This is a genomic window from Bacillus sp. z60-11, assembly GCF_046464135.1.
Classification (GTDB): Bacteria; Bacillota; Bacilli; order Bacillales; family Bacillaceae; genus Bacillus; species Bacillus sonorensis_A.
Map to the genome: position 1 here is coordinate 962,640 of NZ_JBIYSN010000001.1, position 23,325 is coordinate 985,964.

The 23,325-nt window shown below is 37.8% G+C and carries 25 protein-coding genes and 2 pseudogenes; 25 read left to right on the forward strand and 2 right to left on the reverse strand.

The window, feature by feature from the left end; translation table 11 throughout:
* Window positions 1-131: 131 nt before the first annotated feature.
* The 3 genes from ACINLD_RS05040 to ACINLD_RS05050 all read left to right on the forward strand — a co-directional run bounded on the left by ACINLD_RS05040 (window position 132) and on the right by ACINLD_RS05050 (window position 1,531).
* Entirely contained in the window at window positions 132-749 is a 618-nt protein-coding gene (locus ACINLD_RS05040; RefSeq protein WP_256860397.1) for a hypothetical protein, read from the forward strand.
* Window positions 750-764: 15 nt separating this feature from the next.
* The gene (locus ACINLD_RS05045; RefSeq protein WP_026587190.1) at window positions 765-1,037 is read left to right on the forward strand and encodes a DUF3986 family protein; all 273 of its coding nucleotides are present in this window, start codon (window positions 765-767) and stop codon (window positions 1,035-1,037) included.
* A gap of 155 nt (window positions 1,038-1,192) precedes the next feature.
* Window positions 1,193-1,531 (forward strand): hypothetical protein, encoded by a 339-nt coding sequence (locus tag ACINLD_RS05050; protein WP_410206936.1) that lies wholly within the window; start codon window positions 1,193-1,195, stop codon window positions 1,529-1,531.
* A 243-nt stretch (window positions 1,532-1,774) separates the two neighbouring features.
* On the opposite strand, the pseudogene ACINLD_RS05055 reads toward ACINLD_RS05050, so the two are convergent.
* Window positions 1,775-2,080, reverse strand: a pseudogene (locus ACINLD_RS05055) (alcohol dehydrogenase catalytic domain-containing protein); the annotation flags it as partial.
* A gap of 889 nt (window positions 2,081-2,969) precedes the next feature.
* Between ACINLD_RS05055 and ACINLD_RS05060 the strand changes: the two are divergent.
* The 8 genes from ACINLD_RS05060 (at window position 2,970) to ACINLD_RS05095 (ending at window position 10,971) form a co-directional block, all read left to right on the forward strand.
* Window positions 2,970-3,956, forward strand: a complete 987-nt coding sequence (locus ACINLD_RS05060; RefSeq protein ID WP_026587193.1) for a mannose/fructose/sorbose PTS transporter subunit IIA — start codon at window positions 2,970-2,972, stop codon at window positions 3,954-3,956.
* 37 nt (window positions 3,957-3,993) lie between these two features.
* Complete coding sequence (locus ACINLD_RS05065; protein ID WP_026587194.1) at window positions 3,994-4,794, forward strand: PTS mannose/fructose/sorbose transporter subunit IIC; 801 nt, start codon at window positions 3,994-3,996, stop codon at window positions 4,792-4,794.
* 22 nt (window positions 4,795-4,816) lie between these two features.
* Entirely contained in the window at window positions 4,817-5,728 is a 912-nt protein-coding gene (locus ACINLD_RS05070; RefSeq protein ID WP_410206937.1) for a PTS system mannose/fructose/sorbose family transporter subunit IID, read from the forward strand.
* A 165-nt stretch (window positions 5,729-5,893) separates the two neighbouring features.
* Window positions 5,894-6,289 carry a DUF956 family protein gene (locus tag ACINLD_RS05075; RefSeq protein ID WP_026587196.1) on the forward strand — a complete coding sequence of 132 codons (396 nt, stop codon included), beginning with the start codon at window positions 5,894-5,896 and terminating at the stop codon, window positions 6,287-6,289.
* 414 nt (window positions 6,290-6,703) lie between these two features.
* A complete protein-coding gene (locus ACINLD_RS05080; protein ID WP_026587197.1) occupies window positions 6,704-7,591 on the forward strand; it encodes a sulfite exporter TauE/SafE family protein in 888 nt (295 codons plus the stop codon).
* Window positions 7,592-7,862: 271 nt separating this feature from the next.
* Window positions 7,863-8,159 (forward strand): class I SAM-dependent methyltransferase, encoded by a 297-nt coding sequence (locus ACINLD_RS05085; protein WP_026587198.1) that lies wholly within the window; start codon window positions 7,863-7,865, stop codon window positions 8,157-8,159.
* Between the two features lie 228 nt (window positions 8,160-8,387).
* Window positions 8,388-9,641 carry an MFS transporter gene (locus tag ACINLD_RS05090; RefSeq protein ID WP_410206938.1) on the forward strand — a complete coding sequence of 418 codons (1,254 nt, stop codon included), beginning with the start codon at window positions 8,388-8,390 and terminating at the stop codon, window positions 9,639-9,641.
* 199 nt (window positions 9,642-9,840) lie between these two features.
* Entirely contained in the window at window positions 9,841-10,971 is a 1,131-nt protein-coding gene (locus ACINLD_RS05095) for a Rap family tetratricopeptide repeat protein (RefSeq protein ID WP_026587200.1), read from the forward strand.
* Between the two features lie 852 nt (window positions 10,972-11,823).
* Here the strand turns inward: ACINLD_RS05095 and ACINLD_RS05100 are convergent.
* A complete protein-coding gene (locus ACINLD_RS05100) occupies window positions 11,824-12,429 on the reverse strand; it encodes a DUF1643 domain-containing protein (protein WP_026587201.1) in 606 nt (201 codons plus the stop codon).
* A 287-nt stretch (window positions 12,430-12,716) separates the two neighbouring features.
* Between ACINLD_RS05100 and ACINLD_RS05105 the strand changes: the two genes are divergently transcribed.
* The 14 genes and pseudogenes from ACINLD_RS05105 to ACINLD_RS05170 all read left to right on the forward strand — a co-directional run bounded on the left by ACINLD_RS05105 (window position 12,717) and on the right by ACINLD_RS05170 (window position 23,171).
* On the forward strand, window positions 12,717-13,319 hold the full coding sequence (locus ACINLD_RS05105) for an SAM-dependent methyltransferase (protein ID WP_077736733.1): 603 nt from the start codon (window positions 12,717-12,719) through the stop codon (window positions 13,317-13,319).
* Window positions 13,320-13,455: 136 nt separating this feature from the next.
* Window positions 13,456-13,980 carry an AAA family ATPase gene (locus ACINLD_RS05110; RefSeq protein WP_410206961.1) on the forward strand — a complete coding sequence of 175 codons (525 nt, stop codon included), beginning with the start codon at window positions 13,456-13,458 and terminating at the stop codon, window positions 13,978-13,980.
* Between the two features lie 25 nt (window positions 13,981-14,005).
* A complete protein-coding gene (locus ACINLD_RS05115) occupies window positions 14,006-14,353 on the forward strand; it encodes a DUF3221 domain-containing protein (protein WP_236251264.1) in 348 nt (115 codons plus the stop codon).
* 25 nt (window positions 14,354-14,378) lie between these two features.
* The gene (locus tag ACINLD_RS05120) at window positions 14,379-14,939 is read left to right on the forward strand and encodes a GNAT family N-acetyltransferase (RefSeq protein WP_077736731.1); all 561 of its coding nucleotides are present in this window, start codon (window positions 14,379-14,381) and stop codon (window positions 14,937-14,939) included.
* A 198-nt stretch (window positions 14,940-15,137) separates the two neighbouring features.
* Complete coding sequence (locus ACINLD_RS05125; protein WP_410206939.1) at window positions 15,138-16,109, forward strand: alpha/beta hydrolase family protein; 972 nt, start codon at window positions 15,138-15,140, stop codon at window positions 16,107-16,109.
* A 198-nt stretch (window positions 16,110-16,307) separates the two neighbouring features.
* Entirely contained in the window at window positions 16,308-16,988 is a 681-nt protein-coding gene (locus ACINLD_RS05130; protein ID WP_026587207.1) for a hypothetical protein, read from the forward strand.
* A gap of 197 nt (window positions 16,989-17,185) precedes the next feature.
* Window positions 17,186-17,833 (forward strand): hypothetical protein, encoded by a 648-nt coding sequence (locus ACINLD_RS05135; RefSeq protein WP_410206940.1) that lies wholly within the window; start codon window positions 17,186-17,188, stop codon window positions 17,831-17,833.
* Between the two features lie 220 nt (window positions 17,834-18,053).
* A complete protein-coding gene (locus tag ACINLD_RS05140; protein ID WP_410206962.1) occupies window positions 18,054-18,224 on the forward strand; it encodes a DUF3986 family protein in 171 nt (56 codons plus the stop codon).
* Between the two features lie 1,035 nt (window positions 18,225-19,259).
* Window positions 19,260-19,751 (forward strand): hypothetical protein, encoded by a 492-nt coding sequence (locus ACINLD_RS05145; RefSeq protein WP_410206941.1) that lies wholly within the window; start codon window positions 19,260-19,262, stop codon window positions 19,749-19,751.
* Window positions 19,752-20,114: 363 nt separating this feature from the next.
* Window positions 20,115-20,450 carry a hypothetical protein gene (locus ACINLD_RS05150; protein WP_026587211.1) on the forward strand — a complete coding sequence of 112 codons (336 nt, stop codon included), beginning with the start codon at window positions 20,115-20,117 and terminating at the stop codon, window positions 20,448-20,450.
* Between the two features lie 635 nt (window positions 20,451-21,085).
* A complete protein-coding gene (locus tag ACINLD_RS05155) occupies window positions 21,086-21,520 on the forward strand; it encodes a dUTP diphosphatase (protein ID WP_077736727.1) in 435 nt (144 codons plus the stop codon).
* Between the two features lie 450 nt (window positions 21,521-21,970).
* A pseudogene (locus ACINLD_RS05160) lies at window positions 21,971-22,054 on the forward strand (hypothetical protein); the annotation flags it as partial.
* A 64-nt stretch (window positions 22,055-22,118) separates the two neighbouring features.
* Window positions 22,119-22,286 carry a hypothetical protein gene (locus ACINLD_RS05165; protein ID WP_179115696.1) on the forward strand — a complete coding sequence of 56 codons (168 nt, stop codon included), beginning with the start codon at window positions 22,119-22,121 and terminating at the stop codon, window positions 22,284-22,286.
* A 237-nt stretch (window positions 22,287-22,523) separates the two neighbouring features.
* A complete protein-coding gene (locus ACINLD_RS05170; protein ID WP_410206942.1) occupies window positions 22,524-23,171 on the forward strand; it encodes a hypothetical protein in 648 nt (215 codons plus the stop codon).
* Window positions 23,172-23,325: the final 154 nt, after the last annotated feature.

Here is a 23,325-nt window from a genome sequence, read left to right on the forward strand (position 1 = left end):
TCTTGAGCAGAAGGGAAACACCATCAACGCAATATTTGACTGATTAAAGTGAAATTGACTGAATTAACTGTTGATTCCCATACCTTATATTGATATATTTGGAATGTAAATAATTAACTAGGAGGTCAAATGTGGCGAAAAAGTTTATTAAAACTATTGTCTCACTTTTGGTCTTTGTGTTGGTTATGAATGTTCTGAGTCCATTATCTCAAGCAATTGAAGAGGGAAAAGAGGATGAAAGCATTGATTTCAACTCAACTCTCAATACATATGATATTTTTCCAAAAAACATTGATGGAACATCTTCAATTTCATCCCTCAATAAAAAAGATATTCAAAGTTTTAATAATGAAGAGTTTGAAAAAGAATTTGATTTTTTAATAGAAGACCCAATATTTCAGCTGTTAGAACAGGTGCTAGCCAAACAAGAAGTTAAGGACGCTGAAATAAAGCAGATGTGGATACCAGTAGTTGCTGCTGCTTTAAGGGTCTTAATGAGCAAAGTTGGCAGATCTGGAATGAAAAAAGGTTGGGCGATTGCGAGGCCGCATGTCCAAAAAGCTTTAAAAGCGCCGAGCAAATACAAGATCGATGGCCCCGGTGGTGGTGGCAGAATTATTCAGGTTCGTTTAAAATCTACCGGAAAACCAATTTTCAGATTAGATTACTATCCAGTTAAAACAGGAGGCCCCTATAAACTTCATTACCATGTGCCGCCTAACATGAAAAAACATCATATCATTTTCTAAAGGGAGGGTTTCCAAATGAATTATGATGAAACACAACATCTACATTTTAGTTACAATAAAAAGGGATTAGATCTTGAAGCAGTAGGATTAAAGCGACTAGATGTTGATGTTTGGGACGTTTATTTTAACTTTCAGGATCATAACATAAATGAACCAACTATGAGGTTTTCAAAAATCGATCCATTCGGTTGTAAGATATTTTCAATAACAAGTAAAGATTTAAGTGAAGATGAGGCGACTCAATACTTCGAACTTTGGATTAAACATGAGTTAAATAAAGCTCTCTAATTTAAGCTCCCTCGTTATGAGGGAGCTTTATAGTAAGCTGAGAAAGAATAAACACAGCATAGCAATATGTATCTTGAGCAGAAGAGAAGGAAAGAGACTAATCAAGGCCTTTTTTGTAAAGCTCCGGATATGTTTTTAGAAGGGTATGATATTTCATGAGAATTTTTTGGTTTTTTTTGGCTGCCGCTCTGATTGGAATAATAATGAATACTATTCAAGAAATTTTTTCGTCTGCTGTCACAACAACTGTTTTAGTGGTTCTTGTGGCTGCTTGTTTTGTTTTTGACCTAGTTAAAGGTAAGAGGAGCCAAGAGCAGGGTGATAAAAAATATGAGTTTATATGGTGGATTGCAACAATTCTCATGGTTCTAGTGATGACTTTTAATACTGTCTTTTTAAAAATTGATCCTAAGTATAATATCATCGTTGTATTGATTCACATTTTGTTCATGGTGATTATTAAGAGTAGATGGAAGAAAGCTAAGACAGATTAAGCAGGTGGTCGACCTGCTCTTTTCGTTCCATCTCGGCTGATTTTTTCCGGTGTCAATTTTCTCCTTCAGTTTCAAAATAAAAGAGACATTCATTGGGATGCCTTTTGCCGAAAATGATGTCTGGATTTAGCCTTTGCGGAAATATGTTTAATTCAAGGTTAAATAATCAAACCCTTTATAATTGTATACCAATCTGCAAGAAGAGAATCCTGATTTTCAAAATGGATGAATCGCATACTAACGAAGTGTTTCTCGACCTGTTAAGCAGTACTCGCAGCGGCCACAACTTTCAAACATCCATGCAATAGAGACGCGGTCTCCCTCTTTTAAGCCGATTACGCCTTCACCAATCTCGGTTACAATGCCTTTTCCTTCATGACCTAAAGTGACACCTGCAACATCACCAAAATCAGCATTCTTCACATGTAAGTCAGTATGACATATATCACAGTATTCCATCTTCACTTTAGCTTCACCATGTTTTATAGGACGCAATTCTTTTTTTACTATTTCTACATTTTTGTCTTTCGTTGCTACTACTGCTTTCATCTAAGTAACACCATTTCCAATTTATGTTAGGGCATAAAACCTACACTGGTAATTTAGCACAATATTCTTCTTGGAAAATCAACATAAATATGAATTTTTTAGATAAATGGCAGACTATGAACGCAGAGCAGTCGAATTCTCTCGACAGCTTTACCAGCGTCTTGCTCAAAGCAACAGAGTATAGAGTGAAACTTTCCAAGTTGTATCCGTAAAATTGGAAGCTGTTAAACGTTGTCAGTTCCATTTAGCATCTTAGTCTGGTGACAGGTGACCATCAACCACAGGTCATATCTGACTCTATCTCTGTATGCTTCAAATCGGCATTGACATTTATATTTCGGCCCTATTTTTTCTTTGCAATTAGGGATGATTGGGAAGTATAAGTATACATAGTCAACTTTGATCCTGACGATAAAATGACTGAGTTGTGCAGACTCTTTTCGTTTTGCGACTTGTACTTGCAGAGTTCGCAAGCTATTCGATGAGAATGATAAAAATATTGTGATCTATCACAATATTTACAATTAAACGACTTATTTTATCGTCTTGATTTTTCATAAAAATGTCATAGAGGAGTCGATCTGCAACCTTTTTCCTGTGTTATTGTAATAATTGAACAAATAATCCGATAGGGAGATGAAGCGATCAGTATAGTATAAATAAATAAACTGGTAGTTTTTTAATGTATTTATAAGTGACGATTAAGAATCAACGAGGCTTAAAAACAGTAAAATGAAAGCGGTTTATAGAAATGGTGATACAGAATGAGAGGGTCTTAAGAGGAGAAAAATCCTTTTAAATGACAAAGACTGACGAAACTGAAGTATAAATAGTTGTGTTGGTTGTGTCTATTCAAAAAAAGAAGGATGGAATATTAGGAGGCAGAGAGATGGTAGGGATTATCCTGGCAAGCCATGGAGGATTTGCTGAAGGCATCTTACAATCTGGCACAATGATTTTGGGAGAACAAGAAAACGTTAAGGCTGTCACCTTAATGCCAAGCGAAGGTCCAGACGATTTGAGAGCAAAAATGGAAGCAGCAATTGCATCTTTTGATAATCAAGATGAAGTATTATTCCTAGTCGATCTATGGGGAGGTACACCATTCAATCAAGCTAACCGCTTGTATGAAGAACACAAAGACAAATGGGCAATCGTTGCTGGTATGAGTTTGCCAATGTTGATTGAAGCTTATGCATCCCGTTTTTCAATGACGTCTGCTCAAGAAATCGCAGCACACATCATCAAAACAGCAAAAGAAGGGGTTAGAATGAAGCCTGTAGAGCTAGAACCTAAAGACAATACTGTGGCTCAAGTTGCTGAAGGTGGACAAGCAAAAGGTGTGCTTCCTCCTGGTAAAGTAGTTGGTGACGGGAAGATTCAGTTCGTTTTAGTCCGCGTGGATTCTCGTTTATTGCATGGTCAGGTGGCGACTGCATGGACAAAGGCTACAAAACCAAATCGTATTATCGTAGTTTCAGATGCAGTGTCTAGAGATGACCTTCGAAAGAAATTGATCGAGCAGGCCGCACCGCCAGGGGTTAAGGCAAATGTTGTTCCAATCAGCAAAATACTGGAAGTTGCAAAAGATCCCCGTTTTGGTGACACAAAAGCACTGTTATTATTTGAAAACCCATTAGATGTCCTAAGAGTTATTGAGGAGGGCGTGGATATTAAAGAAGTGAACGTTGGATCTATGGCTCATTCAACCGGTAAAGTGGCCGTTAGCAATGTACTTTCTATGGGACGAGAAGATGTTGAGGCTTTCGAGAAAATGAAAGAAAAAGGCATCCAGTTTGATGTACGGAAAGTACCCAGTGATTCTCGTGTAGACATGGATGACATTCTAAACAAAGCGAAGGATGAATTAGCATAGCGATATAACAAAATTTATATAAAAAGGAGGGCATATGATGTCTATTATAGCAATTGTTTTCATCATTTTAATTGCTTTTCTAGCTGGTATGGAAGGGATATTAGATGAATTTCAATTCCATCAACCACTAGTGGCATGTACATTAATCGGTTTAGTAACAGGTAACTTGGAGGCCGGTATTGTTCTTGGCGGTACACTTCAGATGATTGCACTTGGATGGGCGAATATCGGAGCAGCCGTAGCGCCGGATGCTGCATTTGCGTCAGTTGCATCAGCAATTATTTTAGTATTGGGCGGACAAGGTGTTGACGGTGTCGCATCGGCAATCGCAGTAGCGGTTCCACTTGCAGTAGCGGGTCTTTTCTTAACAATGATCGTTCGTACAATTGCTGTTCCTATCGTACATATGATGGATGCCGCAGCTGAAGAAGGAAATTTCAGAAGGATCGAAATTTTGCATATCGTTGCGGTGTGTTTACAAGGTATCAGAATTGCGATTCCTGCAGGAGCACTTTTATTCATCCCGGCAGAAAGCGTTCAATCATTCTTGGAGTCAATGCCTGCATGGCTAACAGACGGAATGGCTATTGGTGGTGGAATGGTGGTCGCTGTTGGGTATGCACTAGTTATTAATATGATGGCAACAAAAGAAGTATGGCCGTTCTTCATTATTGGTTTCGTAATAGCTGCAATTTCTGAATTAACACTTATTGCACTTGGTGCATTGGGTGTAGCGTTAGCTCTTATTTACTTGAATCTTTCTAAAATGGGCGGTTCTTCAAATGGCGGCGGAGGCAATTCCGGCGACCCGCTTGGTGATATCTTAAACGATTATTAATTCTAAAAGGAGGAGAAGAGAAATGGCAGAAAAAATAAAACTAACAAAAAGGGATCGCTTAACCGTTGCATGGCGTTCTACATTTATTCAGGGTTCTTGGAACTATGAACGCATGCAGAATGGCGGCTGGGCCTTCTCAATGATTCCGGCAATCAAAAAATTATATCAATCAAAAGAAGAACGTGTAGCAGCGTTAAAACGTCACTTGGAATTTTTTAATACGCATCCTTATATAGCTTCACCGATTCTGGGAGTTACACTAGCACTTGAAGAAGAACGTGCTAATGGTTCAAAAGTTGATGATGTGGCCATTCAAGGAGTTAAAGTTGGGATGATGGGTCCTTTAGCCGGTGTTGGTGATCCAGTATTTTGGTTTACATTACGTCCGATGTTAGGTGCTTTAGGGGCATCATTAGCAATGGGTGGAAGCATCCTTGGGCCAATCCTTTTCTTCTTGGCTTGGAACCTGATTCGTTGGGGATTTATGTGGTATACACAAGAATTTGGATATAAAGCCGGTTCTAAAATCACCGATAATCTTTCAGGCGGATTATTGCAAGATGTTACAAAAGGTGCATCAATCCTTGGTATGTTTGTTCTTGCTGCCTTAGTGCAACGGTGGGTATCGATTAAATTCTTGCCAGTCGTTTCTGAAGTTAAGTTAGATAAAAGCGCGTATATTGAATGGGACAAACTTCCTGGAGGCGGAGAAGGGATTCGTCAAGCTTTTGAACAAGTAAACTCGGGACTGGCACTTTCATCTACGAAAGTAACAACCTTACAAGATAACTTGGATCAATTAATTCCTGGTTTGGCTGCATTGCTTCTGACATTCTTATGTATGTGGTTGCTTAAGAAAAAAGTCAGCCCAATTGTCATTATTCTTGGCTTATTCGTATTTGGGGTAGTTGGTCACGTTATTGGGCTTTTATAATTAAAGTGAGGATTATTGATTGAAGTATAGTGTAGTAGCACACTTCTGTCGTCTGTGAATCGATAATAGTTCGCATACAAAAAGTGGCTGGAAAATGATTGTCTGAGCCATTTTTTGTATTGGGTTGAAATGAATAAATCAGATAAATGAAATGGAGTGGATATCATGGTTCAATCAATTAATACAAAGGTCGATTTAGTAATGGATGCCACCGCTTTTACGGGATTGACGGACTATGGGAAAATTATGATTGGTGATCAAGGGTTTGAATTTTATAACTCCCGTGATCCTCGTAAATTTATTCAAATTCCATGGGAGGAAGTAGACTATGTGATAGCCTCTGTGATGTTTAAGGGGAAATGGATTCCGCGTTATGCGATTGAAACGAAGAAAAATGGGACCTTCATTTTTTCTTCTAAGGAACCTAAGAAAGTTCTTCGGGTCATACGAGAATATGTAAATCCCGATCACATGGTACGGTCCTTAAGTTTCTTTGATGTTATTAAACGAGCTTTTAAGTCGATAGGTAAGAAGAATAATGGAATGAAAAGAAGAAGGTGATTTTTCATTTTAAGTATACTAAGGTTATTCATGTTTTAGATTTAATTAGAGGAATTAAACATGAAAACAAATACTAAGGAGTATGTGGAGATCATGGTACATATCGACCCTAGAACACGCACCGTTGCTTCTTCTTGAACAAGCTTTACATTTCGTGTAGTTTTGTCCTTGCCCGTTCTTTCGCTTCCCCTTGACACTTTTCCTGTAGTAATTCAAAGCGGCGTCCGTCCTTAACATCTCCATTTGCTCACTTTCTCTCAACGGGATGATCACATTTTACCAACAGATGATCTGAGGATTTTCCATTTAAAATGAGTGAAGATTTTTTATTTTTTAAATTCACACTTTACAGGTGGGAATAATATGAATTATGATATTTAACAATAAAATAAGCCAACGAACTGAGGGGGAAAAATGAAAAAGTTAATTGTGTTTGTCTTTATTGGATTATTTGCACAGCTGATAGACGGTGCCTTAGGAATGGCGTACGGGGTGACTTCATCCTCGCTGCTGCTTGCTTTTGGAATCGCACCGGCGGTTGCCTCAGCATCCGTCCACCTGGCGGAAGTCGTCACAACCGCTGCGTCAGGTGTGTCGCATATTAAGTTTGGAAACGTCGATAAACAAACGCTCAAACGCCTTGTCATCCCTGGATCAATCGGGGCATTTCTCGGCGCTGCATTTTTAAGTAACATCCCCGGAGAACTTGCAAAACCTTATATTTCAATGTTTTTGCTCGTCCTTGGTGTGTATGTGCTCATTCGCTTTCTGTTCATGTTTAAAATGGGAGAGCAAAAAAGCGGTGTCAGTCTTTCGAGAGGGAAAGCCGTTCCTTTAGGGCTAATTGCCGGTTTTGCCGATGCGACCGGAGGGGGAGGCTGGGGACCGATTGCCACCCCGGTCCTGTTATCCAAAAAAGGAGCCAGTGCCCGAAAAGTGGTGGGAACTGTTGATACAAGCGAGTTTGCCATTGCCGTTTCGGCAACGTTAGGATTTTTCATTTCCCTCGGCTGGGAAGAAGTGAATTGGCTGTGGGTCGGCGCGTTGATGATTGGCGGAATCATTGCGGCTCCGATTGCCGCCTGGCTGGTACAAAAGGTTCACACCCGATTAATGGGCGTTCTGGTCGGCGGGTTGATCATCCTCGTCAACGCAAGAACGCTGATCAATTCGTGGTTCGATCAAACAGCATTATATCCGATGGTTTATGTTGGAATCATTGCAGTTTGGATATCAGCTATTGTTTATATTGTCATTAAAATAAGAACAAGTGATCCAGCTGCTCAAGCGTTAAATCAATAGCTCTCCGCGTGGCCCGGATAACAGAAGGAACATTCGTAAAAGACATGAGATTTGAACAAATGTTTAGGGATAAGCGCCATGGGGATTGGAGCTAGTACGGTTTGGATCAAAGTCAAGATGTGAGAAAACAGCCATCAAAGCAGAATCTTTCGATCAACCACATGCCATCTTCACCTTAAAGGGACAGAGGTGAAGGTTCAAAAAGGAGACGGAGTTGTTGAAGCCTGCAATATGCTATACTTTATATACCAAAATATCGGAGGCTTGAACATTGGTTAACTTTGATCCTGAAAAATTGAAGAAACTCCTTGATTCTGCGACAAACCCAGCAAATCCAAAGGATACAAAAATAAAGAATTATTACGTGAATCAAGAGTTTGTAGCCTTTGATATTGATTCTGAAAATGTGGAGATTGCTTTGCGCATTGCTGGTCATTTAGGAAAAACCGCCACGACCTTTACGATAACAAACTTCCTTTTTCCTGACACAAACAAAATTGACTACATTCAATTTATGGTTTTTAAAATCAATGACCCAGAACTTTTAGCATTCTTAGATGAAATATAAAAGCAAACCCCACAAAAAGTGGGGTTTCTTATGTGTTTTTTCCTTGGTCCTTTTTCGGCTGCCTTAAAGCTTCATATGAAAAGAAAGTTGGAAAGTTTAAAAAAGCCCTTTCCACTTTATAAAAATTACCTTAATTATTCCAGGTCAACATTGACATAAACGAAAAATAGAATATGCTTAATGAATAGACACTGTAAAATTGAGGAATTTTTGTAAGGGGGAACTTAAATGAATAATGATACAGTGTGGCAAAGAAATTTCACCTTTCTTTTTTGCTCTAAGATGGTGAAGATAACGGCCGATTCTTTGGCATTTAACACAATCCTGTGGTTTCTTATTTTGGATGGAAAAGGGGCTGTTGGAACAGCCTTTTTAATAGCTGTAAGTTTTCTTCCTCAGGCTATATTGGGGTCAATCATTACTCCTTTGATGAAAACAAGTACATTGAAGTTTTGGATGTTCTTTTCAGACTTAACGAGGGCATTAATCATGTTAATTATTCCAATTTGCTACTTCAATGGCTTTTCACCTTTGCCGTTTATTATTTTGCTTATGCTTGTGCATTCTGCTACAGGGGCTTCATATGATCCTGCTTCTGTTTCTTTAATTCCGAAAATTGTGAAGCAGGAAATGATTCAAAAGGCGAATGCGACAATACAATCTGTAGGCCAAGCAATCAAATTAGGAGCGGTTTCACTCTGTGGTGTTTTAATTGTATTGATTGGTGCAGCTCATACAATGCTGCTGATATTACCTCTCTATGTAATATCAGCTATTTTAGTCTTATTCATAAAGTATAGTGTGAGTGAGGTGAGAAATGCGAAAGCAGCCAAACCACGAGAGCCATATTTAAAGAAGTTAAGAAGGGGATTCATGCTTGTAAGGCGTCATCATATATTGTTTCCATTAGCCATTTTTTGTGTGTTTTTAAACTTAGGATCTGCACCATGGGAGGCGCTTGCAGCAGTCTACATAGCCGAGGATTTAAACCAGGGGGCAATTATTCATTCTATAGTGAGGGTTTTAACCACAGGCGGGGCTTTTTTGATGGGCTTTATTTTGACTAGAGTGAAAGTAAATCGTTATGGGTTGTTGTTTGTTGCTGCTGGCATTGTAGAAGGAACAGCTTTCTTCATTACAGGTATGAATTCACTTTTACTGTTGGTGTTTGTTGCAGCCTTTGTCTTAGGAGCAACGATTAGCGCAATAAATGTCCCAGAGCATACGATCATACAAATATCGGTTGATGATGAGGACCAGCCCCAGGTCTATGCTGTTATCAGTATGATTTCATATGTAATGATTCCTATTGGTGCTTTAATGGCTGGGTATGCTGCGACTGTTTTTGGGGCAGGAAAAGTCATCGCTTTTGGAGGGATAGTCGAAATACTTGCAGGACTCGGTATCTTAGCTTTCACAAAACTCGGAAAATCTCAACGATCAGATTTATCAAATGCCAAAGAAGATAGCTTAGAGCTGTAACAATATGAGTGTGTCACATTTGCATTCTAAACATTCAGACTATTTGATATAATAGATTATATTCTGTCATTTGTGGGAATTTTTCAATGTTTAGCGAAGATAATGTCAATTTTGCTTGTCAAAGAGAAACTTTAGTGTGGAAGAGATAAGATATCCACTTAATTGGCTTTGCCTTAGCTTAATGAGAGGGGTTTAAGTAATGTCTACTGAAAGTGTGATTCCGTATGATCTAGTGGCAACGAAGATGAACTATTGGTATAACTGTATAAAGAATAATAGGAGAACTGCGGCTGAGAAGGCGAAAGCTGAAGTTAAGCAAGAAATAAAAATAATGGAAGAAAATCAAGATGTTCTTGTTTATTTTTCGTTATTAGAGTTCCGTCATCAGCTTATGTTGGAAGAGTTTTATCCAAATACTCGCGAAAAAATTATGCTGCAATACGAAAAGTTGAAGGAAACACGGGGGAGTCAAGACCTCAATGGAATGCTTGAATATTATTATCATTTTTTTATGGGGATGTACTACTTCAGACAAAAAGAGCTTATATTCTCATTGAATTGTTACAGAAAGGCAGAACTAGAAATAGAATCGATTGATTGTGAGGAAGCAGAGAGAGCTGAATTTTATTTTAAAATGGCTGAAGTTTATTATCACATGAAACAAACATACTTCTCGATGAATTATGCTAAACGTGCTTATGCCATATATCGAAATCAACCCGCCTATGGCAACAAACGTGTACATTGCCAGCTTGTTATCACAGGTAATTGGCTTGACAACATGCAAACTGCAAAGGCATTGAAACATGCAAATCAAGCGTTAGAAGATGCTGAGAAATTTGGCGAAAGTTATTTGATAAGAAAAGCACTTTTTAACATCGGCCTATGTTATACTCATCTTGAAGAACTTGACAAAGCATCCGATTTTTATTTAAAAGCACTTCATATAACTGAACCAAAAAACCCTACTTTTGAAGCAAAGACATTATGTGTTTTAGCATTTGTGAAAGCAAAGTCAAACGATTTAAAATCGTCAAGAGTTTTTTATAAAAAATCATTGGAAATCGCCAAGAAAAACAACATAAGGGACACTTTTGAAACACTGAAGATAATTAAGGGAGTATATCTAAAAGATGATTTGGAAATTGTAAGGGATGCTTTTAAGTTCTTCGAGGAAAAAAAGATGTATCCCGATATGGAGTGGTATGGAATTGCTATTGGTGACTCGTTGAGCCAAAGAGGAGAAATCTTGGCTGCTAATGAATTTTATCGCAAGGCAATTGAAGCACGAAAACAAATTCAAAGGGGAGAGATTCTAGATGAAAGCTAAACTTTTAATTTGTGGAATTTTAGTGTTGGGACTTACAGGAGTAGCTAGTGTTTCTTTTCTGCATCAGGAACATGACAGCTATAATGTTGCTATTAGAGCAGAAACTTGATCATTATGATAATCAAGCGCAGCTAATTTAAAATGGGAATTGATAAATGAAGGTATTACCATTGAATATAGATCTACCATTTCAAGTGTTTACTAAAGAGGTAGGTCTATTTTTTATTGAGATGTAGGGCATATGCTATTACCCTTCCCCCAGCTAAGGTGTTAGCAAAATAAGCAAAGATATATTCAATGTCTTTTCACTGTTTCCCGTAAAAAGTTTCAGGTTCACCTAAAAATGACATTTCAGGATTAGACTTTAAATAAGCAGGGGGAAGAAAGACAACTATTCCACGGTTTTTATTTACTGAATAATTTAGGGTTAATTCATTTTCGGGATGTAGGTTTGCAGCAGTGGTTACAAAAACAATATTCCAAGCTTATTCTTTTAAAAAGACCCCAGGCTCTCGCGAGGGCAAGTCATTTTTACATAACCTAAAAGGAAGCATCGTTTGAAGAAGAAAAATGGTATGTATTTGTTGGAGAAGTAACTACAAAAGCGTATGATCTCACGTTGAAAAACAAACTGTCTTTACCTGATTCTCCACTTAAAAAAAGAAAAGGCCACATAAAATCACCTGATTTTACAACAGTTGTTAAAGGCGTGGGGGAACTAATTGATGAGAAATTTGAAAGTAAACAATTTTATCTACATGTAGAGTTAAGTACAGTTGCACGATGATATGATTGTTACTGAGCTTGGCTGGCCTAAAGGGGATACCCGTTATTTCCCCTTTGATGAAAAAATTAAGTGGATAAAGGGTATAACTCAAGATTTACAAGCCTATTTTTAGATGGATGTCGTGGGAAGCGGGTTAATGTTAAAAGATTTTCATGCTGAGTTTTAATGGCATAAATCTGATCTTGTTCTATTTCTTGAAGAAGAGCAATGCAATCCTCGCATTGTTTCCTATATGCTTGTTTATTGAATTTTTTTGGGTATTCACCCCAAGCTAATATGACTTTTTTGGCACCTTTAGCTAGCGATCTTATAATCTGGAGATTGTTTTCCGTTGCTTGCCTAAATAAATCACTATTCTCATTTTGTAAATAGCTAATCAAAGATGATAACAGTTTAGAATCTGTTTCATAAAAAGGATAAAGGTTAACGACATGTATAGCACCCACTTCATTCAATGAGTGACTAAACTTGCACAGCTTTCCTATAGTCAAGTCAGAGATTTTCTTGTCTGCCTTACTTGGGTTTAACATGATAAAAACATAGGATGAGTCTAAACTGTTATTTAATTTGATTGATAAGCAGTACCTAGCTTCAATTGAAGCTGTTAACCTTTCTGTTTTGCATTCTACGACTTCTTTCACAAAATTAGGATTATATTTATAAACAGGCAAAAGAGATCATTCCTTCCCGGTTCATGACTGAGAATATTTTACCAAACGATGGATAAGAAAGGAAGGGAATCAATGTGTTTTTCGGGGGCAGCTCTAAGACAACATTTAAAAAAGTACTATCCGAGGCAAATCAGATTTGACCTGAATGGTTTGATAAAACATCTGCTTATACGTTGAAGTATCTAGGGTCTTGAAATAAATTGTTAAGCGTGAACCGTTAGCTGCCTAAACTGATGTAGGTGAAATGTTCATGTGGAACCATCTTTAGAAAAGGGAGAGCTGTGATCATGAATTCTTTTTGGAATACCCGTTTTCAAGATGAGAAATATGTGTATGGAACTGAACCGAATGCGTTTTTAGCCGACTCGCAGAAGAAACTTCAATTAACGGGAGACGCATTGGCGATTGCGGAAGGGGAAGGGCGCAATGCCGTTTTTTTGGCCGAACAAGGAATGAATGTCACTTCATGGGATTATGCGGAATCCGGATTGAGAAAAACTGAAAAGCTTGCCGAATCCCGAAACGTAGCAGTTCATACTGAGCTTGTTGACTTAAATGAAGCGACATGGATAAAAGATCAGTGGGACGAGATCGTATGTATTTTCGGGCATTTTCCAAAAGAATTACGACATCAAACACTTTTAGGAGTGAAAGAAGCGGTGAAACCGGGCGGGTTTTTTGTTACAGAGGTTTATTCCACTCACCAAATTCCGTATAAAAGCGGAGGACCGCAGGATTTGGAACTTTTATATTCTCCGGAAGAATTTTTACAAATTTTCTCTGATTGGCGTATTGTTCACTTTTTCATGGGGGAAGTGGTTCGTCATGAAGGGGAATTCCATCATGGCTTGTCTCATGTTATTCAATTTATCGGACAAAAAAGAGGGTAGAGTTACGCTTTTTATCGGCCGGTTCGTTTCACGCTTTCGTGTGAAATGCCGGCTTTTTTCTGATTATTCGGGAGGATCATGATCACTTGTGCCGAAATGAAAAAGCATATATAAAGCAGGTGGAACGATGAAAAAAATGTATATCATATCCGGGCCGGCAGGGGCAGGTAAATCCACGATTTCAAAGAGGCTTGCTGAACAGTTTGACGGGAGCGCTTATATTGAAGGAGACCTCATCAGTGATATGGTGATCAGCGGCTACCATCCGCCCTGGGAAAGCGAAGAATCATTGGCATTAACTTGGGAAAATATCGCTGATGTCAGCATTAATTTTATACAGGCCAATAAGACAACTGTAATTGATTATGTCGCTTTTCCGGAGGAAGTGGAAACCCTTTCTGAAAAGGTTTATGGCGCGGTGAAGGATGCTGACATTTTTTATGTTGTTTTATGGGTTGAAAAAGATGAATTGTTGCGGAGAGACGCTTTAAGAATGAAAGAATACCAGATGGGAGCAAGATGTTTGGCATTAGCGGATGAGTTCAAACGTAAAGGAATAGATGAACGTTTTCTTTATGATATAACCAACATAGATATCCCCGACATTCTTTCCAACATAAAAGAAAATCCCCGATTCAAATTCGGGAAAACGAATTTTTAGGAAAGGGGACGATGTATTGCAAAAAGTGTTGTGGCTTGTTTCGCTTTTGGCTGTTTTAGCTGGGGGCGGCTGTCAAGCAAATGAAGAGATGCCTGCTTCAGAGAATGGACAAAGTAGTGTAGGGTACATTTTCTTCAAGAAGGAGGATAGTGCAATCTTTATTGAGAGTCAACAAAAACCAAATGATGAGGATTACAAACTAACAGAAAGAGAGATCATAAAAAAATACCGGAACAAAGTGATTTTGTTAGGGCTCAGCAAACTAAAAAACAAAGAAGAGCTGAAACAGAGACAGAAAGTAAAAGTATGGTTCAACCATTTGAAAGAATCAAACCCTCCTCAAGCAACGATTGATAGATTTGAAAAAAGGTAAAGTACTAACAAAGGAGTGAGCCTGAGTGCATAACATCGAGATAAGAAGACCGCGACTCGAGGACCAAAACGAGCTTAATCAATTTTTTAGAACAGTGGTTACAGATACATTTGCCAAAGAAGGTCTGTCAGAGCTCATTCAGGATATCGAAAGTGAAATCGAAAATAAAAAGCAGTACTTGCAAAGTGACTTGAACACGAGCGGGGAGGGCCGCTATTTTTTGATCGCTTCAGATAAAAATGGCAATCAAGTGATCGGAACAATTGAATTTGGACCTGCAAGTGAATTGATTCGTCATACAGATCGAGTGCTGCAAGAGCAGTATGAGGTCGGTACTGTATTTGTCCATCCGGATGTCCAAAATCGCGGGGTAGGGACGTTGCTTTTAAACGCAATGCTTCTCACCCTGCTGAGCAGAGGAATCGAGGAATTTTGTTTGGACAGCGGCTATCAGAGCGCTCAGAAGATATGGAAAAAGAAATTTGGTGAACCGGATTATTTGTTGAAAGATTATTGGGGAAAAGGGGCTGACCATATGATTTGGAGGATATGTACGGATGATGTGCCGATTCAATTTTGCAGATGATCATGTGGTGATATCTGCTGCAGCATTAGCGTGGCTTGAATTTCTATAGATCAGCAGAAAATGAGATACGGTGATGAAGAAGACAGTCAGAATGGGCTGTCTTTTTAGTTGATTGCCCTTATCCGCCAATCCATTTCCGTTAAGTGATAAAATAAAAGGGTTTGATCAGACTCATTTCAAAGTTCGGGAGGGCATAACGTGTTTTTTCCAAAGATGATAGATCGTTTGGCCTTATATGATTTACACAGAAAAAGAAGCAAGAATAAACATTTTTCTGCTTTTTCGTTGGATACAACGGCTAGAGATCAATTCTATAAATCAAATATAGCTGATGTCTCAATTAGACTGAATGAATCAAGAAAACATTATAGGATTGGGACATTCAGCTATCAATCCTTAATTCCATCCGGCGATCGCGTCAATGATACGTTAAAAGGAGAGGTTTTTTTTAACAAAAATGATACAGATAAACCGAATGTTATTTTTGTCCACGGCTGGCGAATGGATTCATACGATCGAATCAAAAAGATATTTCATCACCGCGTCATGAATGATTTAGGATGGAACATGTACTACTTTCCCCTTCCATATCACATTGAAAGAGAGCCGGATTATTCACTTTATAGTGGAGAATTGATGATCAGTGCGAATCTTGATCGTACAGTTGAATCAACGAGACAAGCTGTTGTAGATTTACGTGGATTAATACACTGGATAAAAGAAAATAAAACCGGCCCAGTTGTTATCGTGGGCGTGAGTTTAGGGGGATGGATTACGAATCTAATGGCTGCCCTTGAATCTCAAATTGATGTAATGGTATCAATATTTTATGCCAACCGCCTTTCCTATTCGATATGGAATACAATTCCGGGTCAATTCATAAGAGAAGAATTAGAACAGCATGGTGTGACTTATAAAGATGTAGTAAGATACTGGAACATCACCGATCCTAGCCAAGCCACACCGAAAATAAACAAAGAAAACATTCTGCTGATTTCCGCTAAACATGATCAGTATATTCACTTAGAAGATGCAGATGATTTGTGGGAAAGTTGGGGGAAACCCGAAAGATATCTCTACAATTGCGGCCATGCCGGGATTGTTCTTTGTCGCAGAAAGCTGGCTTTAGATACGCTTTCTTTCATCCGACAAAAATTAATTCTTAGATGAAATATAAACGCAACCCCCACAAAAAGTGGGGTCTCTTCAATTTTTCACCTGGTTCTCTTCCGGCTTCAACTCTTCGCTTCTGATTTGCAGAATCTTTTACTGTTACCATGATAATCTAGGGGGATACACTCTTTTGCGTTTGTTCCTTGACATGAAATACCAGTATGATATTTTATGATAGATGAAAGGAATGGTTGGATGAAGAAACGAACAAAGATTTTTTATTGTAATGCTGCTCTGGCTCTGCTGGTGCTCGCAGGATGTACAGGCGGTACGAAAGAAGCAAAAACAGCTCATTCAAATAATGACTCTGTTTTAGAATCTCAAGAAGCACCCAGCGAAAAACAAGACAGCAATTCAACAGACAAGAAGGAAAATGAATCGGTGGCCAAAAAGGGATCAGAAGAATCTGCAATAGACGATTCAAAGGACAAAGAAACAAAAACCAGAGAGACAAAACATCCATCTAAAAGTGAAAAAGACGATGCATTATCTGGATATTCTGCTGAGGAAATCGAATACGCTAGAGTTTGGTTGCAACTTGGACCAAATCAAGAGCTAGATGAATTGAATGTTCGACATATTTCGGCTGGCGAACCAATCAATCCTAATGATGACACCAGTGCTAGATATCCAGAAGATGTTATCCAATTAGCGGGTTCTCGATTAGTAGATGGATCAGTAACTTACAGTGGAAACGGGGATGGCACGATTAAGGTATACAATGTTCCTTTACGTTGGGATCGTTCTGCTGATGTAGATAAAAACTTCATGCACGAATACACAAAAGGAATAATTGAAAATAAAAAGCTTGTTCACGTAGACCCCGGCGATGATGTAAAAGTGATAAAGCTCATTGATATTATGAATATTCATTAATCAGATTGATTTTTTGCGTTTCCCCAAAGTTACATTTATTGAACTGCTATACCGTTTTTATTTGTAAAACAATCTTAGCCCTCGGATGTGCATCCATTTACCAAAAAACGATAGAAACACACATTAAACAGAAATACCGGTAAAAATGTGCAAAAAATATAGTATAATGGTTAAATGTAATGCCGAGGAGGAAAGTCATGAAAGCATTAGTGAAGTATTTAATTATTTTAGGGATCATTGGAGCAGTGACGGTAGGATTTATCGTTTTTAATGGAATACATAACAATGATCACGAGGAAATAAGTCATGATGTAAAACGAGAAATGATTAAAGAGTTACATACGAATAAGAGAAGTATTGCTTCAGAAGAATCGGAAGACACGAAAAAACGTGATGAAAAGAATTTTACGCTTGCACAATTTGAACAACGATTCAATGACGAAGCGAAAAAGCTGGAAGTAAGTTCTGAAAACATACGTTTAAAGGTCCAGGAAGGAAAAAAGAAAGAGTTAGCAGTCTATCACTTTAATCATAACCTTGCATTAACTGCAGTCATTGAGAAAAAATCAAACAAAGTGATCAATGTAGTGCTGTTTAGAAGTGGTGAGATAGAGGCGGAAGGATTAACGGAATTTTATAAAAATGCTGCCGTCATAATGAATACTTTTCATCCAGAGATGACAAAAAAAGATAGAGGAAAACTATTGTTTGATGACTTAGAAGCCAATCAAGTAATAACACATGATGATTTCAGCAGAGAAAAGCGTTATGCTGGTTTTCATTATACCGTCGAGTATTCAAAAGAAAAATTACTTTTGTTGTTCGCTGTAACAATTCCACAGTGAGTATAGCCGGAAATCATTTTATTTTCAGCATAACGGACAAAGTAAAGGCAGCTCCTTTCTAGATTAGTGGAAAATAAACAAAAATTTAATGATTTTTAGCATTGGAACAGGGGTTGTCTTAGTCTGCAAATTCATATCTTGTATGATTTGAAAGGAGAGAATTCAATCCCTCAACAAAACACCGTCTAAACAATTTTTCTCTCCTTTCAAGATCATCACGATCCTCACTACAAATGTAACTCAATGTTCCGTAAAGCGACTAGATGTTGGTGTTTGGGACGTTTATTTTACATTTCAGGGATCATTCTCTGTAAGCCAATTTGAGGTTTTAAAAATCGTTTTATTCGGTTGTATGATGCTCTCAATATTAATAAGTGATGATTTAATATAGATGAGGTAAATCAGTTTATCAAAGCTCTTTAATTTATCTTTACCGGCAAAATGATATTAAACGTACATAAATCCCGCCCGGCATGGGGGAGTGTAGTTCAGTGAGGGATTATATACTGGCATCCTCCATGGCTTTTTGTCTCCGGCTTTTCTTTTCCAAGTTTCCTTCAGACACCTCAATATCATTTAAGTAACTGTTCCAAAGATTAAAAAGCACCCATTCTTCATTTTGGTTCAATCCTAAAAATGCCCTTCAAATGAACGTTTTCCGTCCTCTTCAGGCTTTAATCGTTCTGTTATTCATCCGTATTGTTAAGCCCGGAAAGGAAGTCGTATTATTAACACTATTTTGTGGAAACCGTTTCCCAATTCAATTACACAGTAATCTGGTGTACCGCTAATGTTTAACGGCTCCCTGTCATCCAAAATAAAGGAGATAAGGCTTAATTACGACATAAAGAAAAATAAGAAAAAATTAGCATTTCAATCATTTGTATACCTGGATAAAATGCCACATGGAAAATGAAAGAAGGAGTTTTTGATCGATATTTTAACTATTTTAAAAATCGTGATCGGAATTATTATTTTGATATCGGCGTTTTTTATCATAAGGCGGTATCAAAAAGATCGAACGGCTGAGTATGATAAAGCGGACACCTTTTTGTTAATTTTAGTAGCATTTGAGCTAGTGATACTTCCAATTTAGGGATATTTGTTATATAAATAAAAGGGGAGATTGAGTGAATTGAGAAAAATAGAAAACAATTTATTTAAACCATTGATTTTTATCTTAACTATCCTTAAGTACAATGGGTTTAGCAAAAGCTCAAGCCGTTGAATTTTCTGCTGATGAATTAACAGAAATCAATAAGATTGCAGAGATATTAGAATTTTACTTTGATGAAGTTGGGGAAGTGGATGCTGCTGCAAGCACTTTGTAAACCTGTTTTTGCTTCAAATAACTTATAAATCAATTGTGAAAGTTAAAAAAGTCCTATAAACTATAATTAAACAATTGATTTAGGAGCTGGGGCTTATGTTCAATGAAAGAGAAGCTTTACGTTTGAGACTTGAGCAGCTTAATGATAAAGAGATTCATGTCATGCGGGAACTTCGAGAAGAACGAGAGAGTATTTATATTAAGCTCCGCGAGTTGGATAGAGGAAATCAGCTTCCTAAGGCTGACAAAAACTCTTCATTGATTGAACTGGCAAGTGCGGCGGCCCAAGAGTTGAAACAATCCAAAAATCTGTCTCAACATTCTTTTTCTGATGACGGCACATCCCCGTTGGACTCAGAAGCCGAAGAACGTCATAGGTCTAAAACATCAATTCAGCGGGAAGCAGCATTGAAAATATTGAATGAGCATAAAGACGGTATGAGAGGGACAAGCCTTCGTACGGAAATTGAAAAAGAAACGGGTTTCCCGGTTAAGAATATGACGACTTTCATGAATGGCTTGATGAAGCATTATCCTGAAATCGAAAAACCAGGGCGCGGTCGTTATCTCCTTAAGTCCTTTCAATAGGACTTTTTTGTTGTGCTTGTTTTATGAAGCTGATTTGATCACTGAAGCCGATTATACAGACTGCTACATAGGAAAAATTTTTCGGATAGGGGTCTGAGCAGGAATAAACGACCTTTAGAGCTTATGTTATTACAGCTGGAAAATTCAAAAAGGTGAAATTTCTCGCCATTGAAAATGCACTTAGTGTGGATGAATTGTTCTACAATTATAATCAGCTGTGGAGTGTTTGCTTTCATTTAACTAAGCCAGTCTTTTATAAAAAATTCTCAGTTGAATCAGGATTTAGCTTAAGGAAGGATAATGAGAACCTTGAATACAAGATTTAAACGTTTATTAAGACTGCGTCATTTTGAATTCTTTCAGGTGGTATCTGCGGAGAATGACTACATAGCCCATCTTTTAATACACGATGACCAAACAGATCAAGATTGTATCGATGTTTATTTGATTTATACTCAGGAACTAGATGATGATTCTTATCAGGATGTTGTTAGCTTTAATGATGATCTTTTAGGTATGAAGTATAAGCGTACTCACTACATGAATTTGTTAAAAGTTGAGGAAGAATTTGATTTTGATTTTCCTTTTGATATGCTTGCTATTCGTCATTATGTTCAGGAAATTTTAAATATATTAGGAATTAATGAAACGCTCCCTAATATGAAAGAAAGCAATTTTGATAAACTGTCTCAAGATTGATAACCCTTGCAAAGGCAGCTCAGTCACATTACCAAAAACAATGAAAGAGAATTGATCCTAAATGAAATCGCGATTAGAAAAGAAAAAGCAAGAAAATCTGATAGTGAAGCTTTTCAAAACCTTAAAAAAAATAATATATGCAATTGTCTCCATGATTTTCGCTATATTAATTTTGGGAGTGCTATTCCTGCCTGGAGCCGGGAAAGATAAAGAGGAAGATGAACTTCACAGCCATAAATATTATAACAGCAGTCACAAGAATTATCATTCGAACCAAAAATCATATCGGAAAAGAAGCAGTAGCAGCCAAAAATCATATCGAAAGAGCAGTCACCATCACTAAGGGATTTCCCATACATACTTTTAAGGAATGAGCTGACATTGTTATGGCAGTGGTTCTTAGAATAAGAGCGGATGAAATAAATGCACCTAGCGATTGCTCGCTTTGGATAAAGGAGGAAACTCACGTAAAACGAGTGCAGTACCGGATTTAAACCAGACAGAATTGAGACATGGTATGACAAGAGTGAAGTTCAGAACGGGTGACTGACTTTCAAAGCTTCAGCTGTTATACTTTCAATAGGTTTGAGTATATCATGAAGGAATGACAATAAAGAAAAAAGGAGCCAGCACAAATGCCACTGCAAATTAAAATCAAATATTTAGATCAAACACAAACACGCATCTCAAAAATTGAACAAGGGGATTGGATTGATTTGCGATCTGCCGAAGATGTGTCCATTCAAAAAGGGGAGTTTAAATTGATTCCACTCGGTGTAGCGATGGAATTACCTGAAGATTATGAAGCCCATGTAGTTCCTCGTTCAAGTACATATAAACATTTCGGAATCATTCAGACAAATTCAATGGGTGTGATTGATGAATCATACAAAGGGGATGATGATTTCTGGTTCTTCCCGGCTTATGCGCTCAGAGACACTGAAATCAAGAAAGGCGACCGCATTTGCCAGTTCAGAATCATGAAGAAGATGCCTGCAGTTGAACTGGTCGAGGTTGATCATCTAGGAAATGAGAATCGTGGCGGCCATGGTTCTACAGGGACTAAATAAAAGAGCAAGCCTTGGCTGTCTTCATCATGATGTACAGTCAAGGTATTATTTGAACACCCTCCTCGAATTTCTGAATTCTTCCAACAAAAGTCTTTTTAAATGCCCCTATAGTAAATCTGTGTTCTCACTGAAGAAGCCCAATTTCGTTTGAGTGGATGGAGGATTTCATTTGTAGCCAATGCAGCACACACAGTGTGATTGGCATCGGTGAGAAACAGGAATTCTCTATAAAATCACTTGATTCTTTAGATTTCCCTATTTTTAACCCAATTAGTTCTATAAATTGTTGAAGGAGCAAAGGATAAGTCCATTATTGAAGTATTTTTTTTATAAGAGGAATAAGGAAACATCTGCACAAACGAGGGAGTTTCCCATTTTCCAGCGTCTGCTTTTGATGAAGTATGACAGAAGAAAATTTGAGTAAAGGCCTGCTTATTCACAAAAGATGAAAAACATTATACAAAAGAAGTCATCATTGTCGTGACATTGATTGTGTTGTTTATTTATTTCTTTTACACGCTGCAAGGGTTTTAGCAGGAGAAGAGATAAATGTACTTTCTGGAGCGGCATTATCGCAAAAAGACGGGGGAGTTATGTCATGAAAATGAATGAGAAAAAGAAAGCGATACAAGAAAAATATAGAGAGGAAATGAAAAGACAGCGACAGGGAAAGGAAGATGAGAAAACATATACAATAGAAGTAGTGATCATAGTGGGCATCATCGTGCTGGCGATTGTTTTAAATTTAGCGATCAAGGAATTTTAGCATAACACACCCGTGCCTCTTTTGCGTCAGAAAAATAACAGCTTAAATAATCACCTTTTGAGGCTGAAAAATCTATTTTAGACATAAGACCCGACCCGCTATTGTCGGGTCTTTGTTTGAAAACATTAGCGATCATCAAATATATAAAGAGATGGCCGATATTATACATATAAGGTGACAGCAAGTGTAGATCACTCGCTTTTATGGGATGATTCGTACTGAGAGGGGCGTTTGATGGTGTTAGAAAAGAAAAACAGGAAAAAGATTATAATTGGAGCTGTTGCAGCAGTCGGCGTTGTTGGGGCATCATACAGCTGGGGTTCTGCAAATGCTTCAACAGAACTAGGCAAAGAAAAAGTGAAATACGAAGAAATGACTGATAAGGTTTCTAAAAAGAAAAAAGAATTGGATCTATTGGATAAAAAATTAAGAGAGACTGCTGCCAAATTAGATGAAAAATCAAAGGCGTATCAAGATGCGAAAAAAATGATTGCACAAAGAGACGATGCCCAGAATGAAAAAGAAGAGCTAACCAATGAAATTAGCACCAAGAAAGAAGAATTAAAAGAGGTTAAAAACGAAATCAATGATAAAAACAAAGAATTGTCTTCAGTAACAGGACAGATTCAAGAAAAGAAAGAAGCTCCTAAAGTGTTTTCGGCCGGCCAATATATTGTTGGCCAAGACTTTCCTGAGGGTAGATACAAAGCGGTGCCTGTTGGGCAGGGAAGCAACTTCTTTATTTACGGAAGTGACGGCAGTGCAACTGTCAATACGATTCTGGGCTCCAGTGCAGATGGAAATGAACCTGAGTATGTCTTCTATACTTCAGAAGGGGATATCATGAGGACCGAAGCCCAGATTAAGCTTATACCTGTAAAATGATTTCTGTAAACGACTCTTTACAGCTTGTCGGCTTTATTGACAAGCTTTTTAGTAGTAAATTTTGAAGTGCCCGTCAAACGTACGAATGCTTTTGTAAATTTGAAAGGCTGCAAAATATCCATGAGATGGTGATAGGCGTCCTTTTTAATGAATA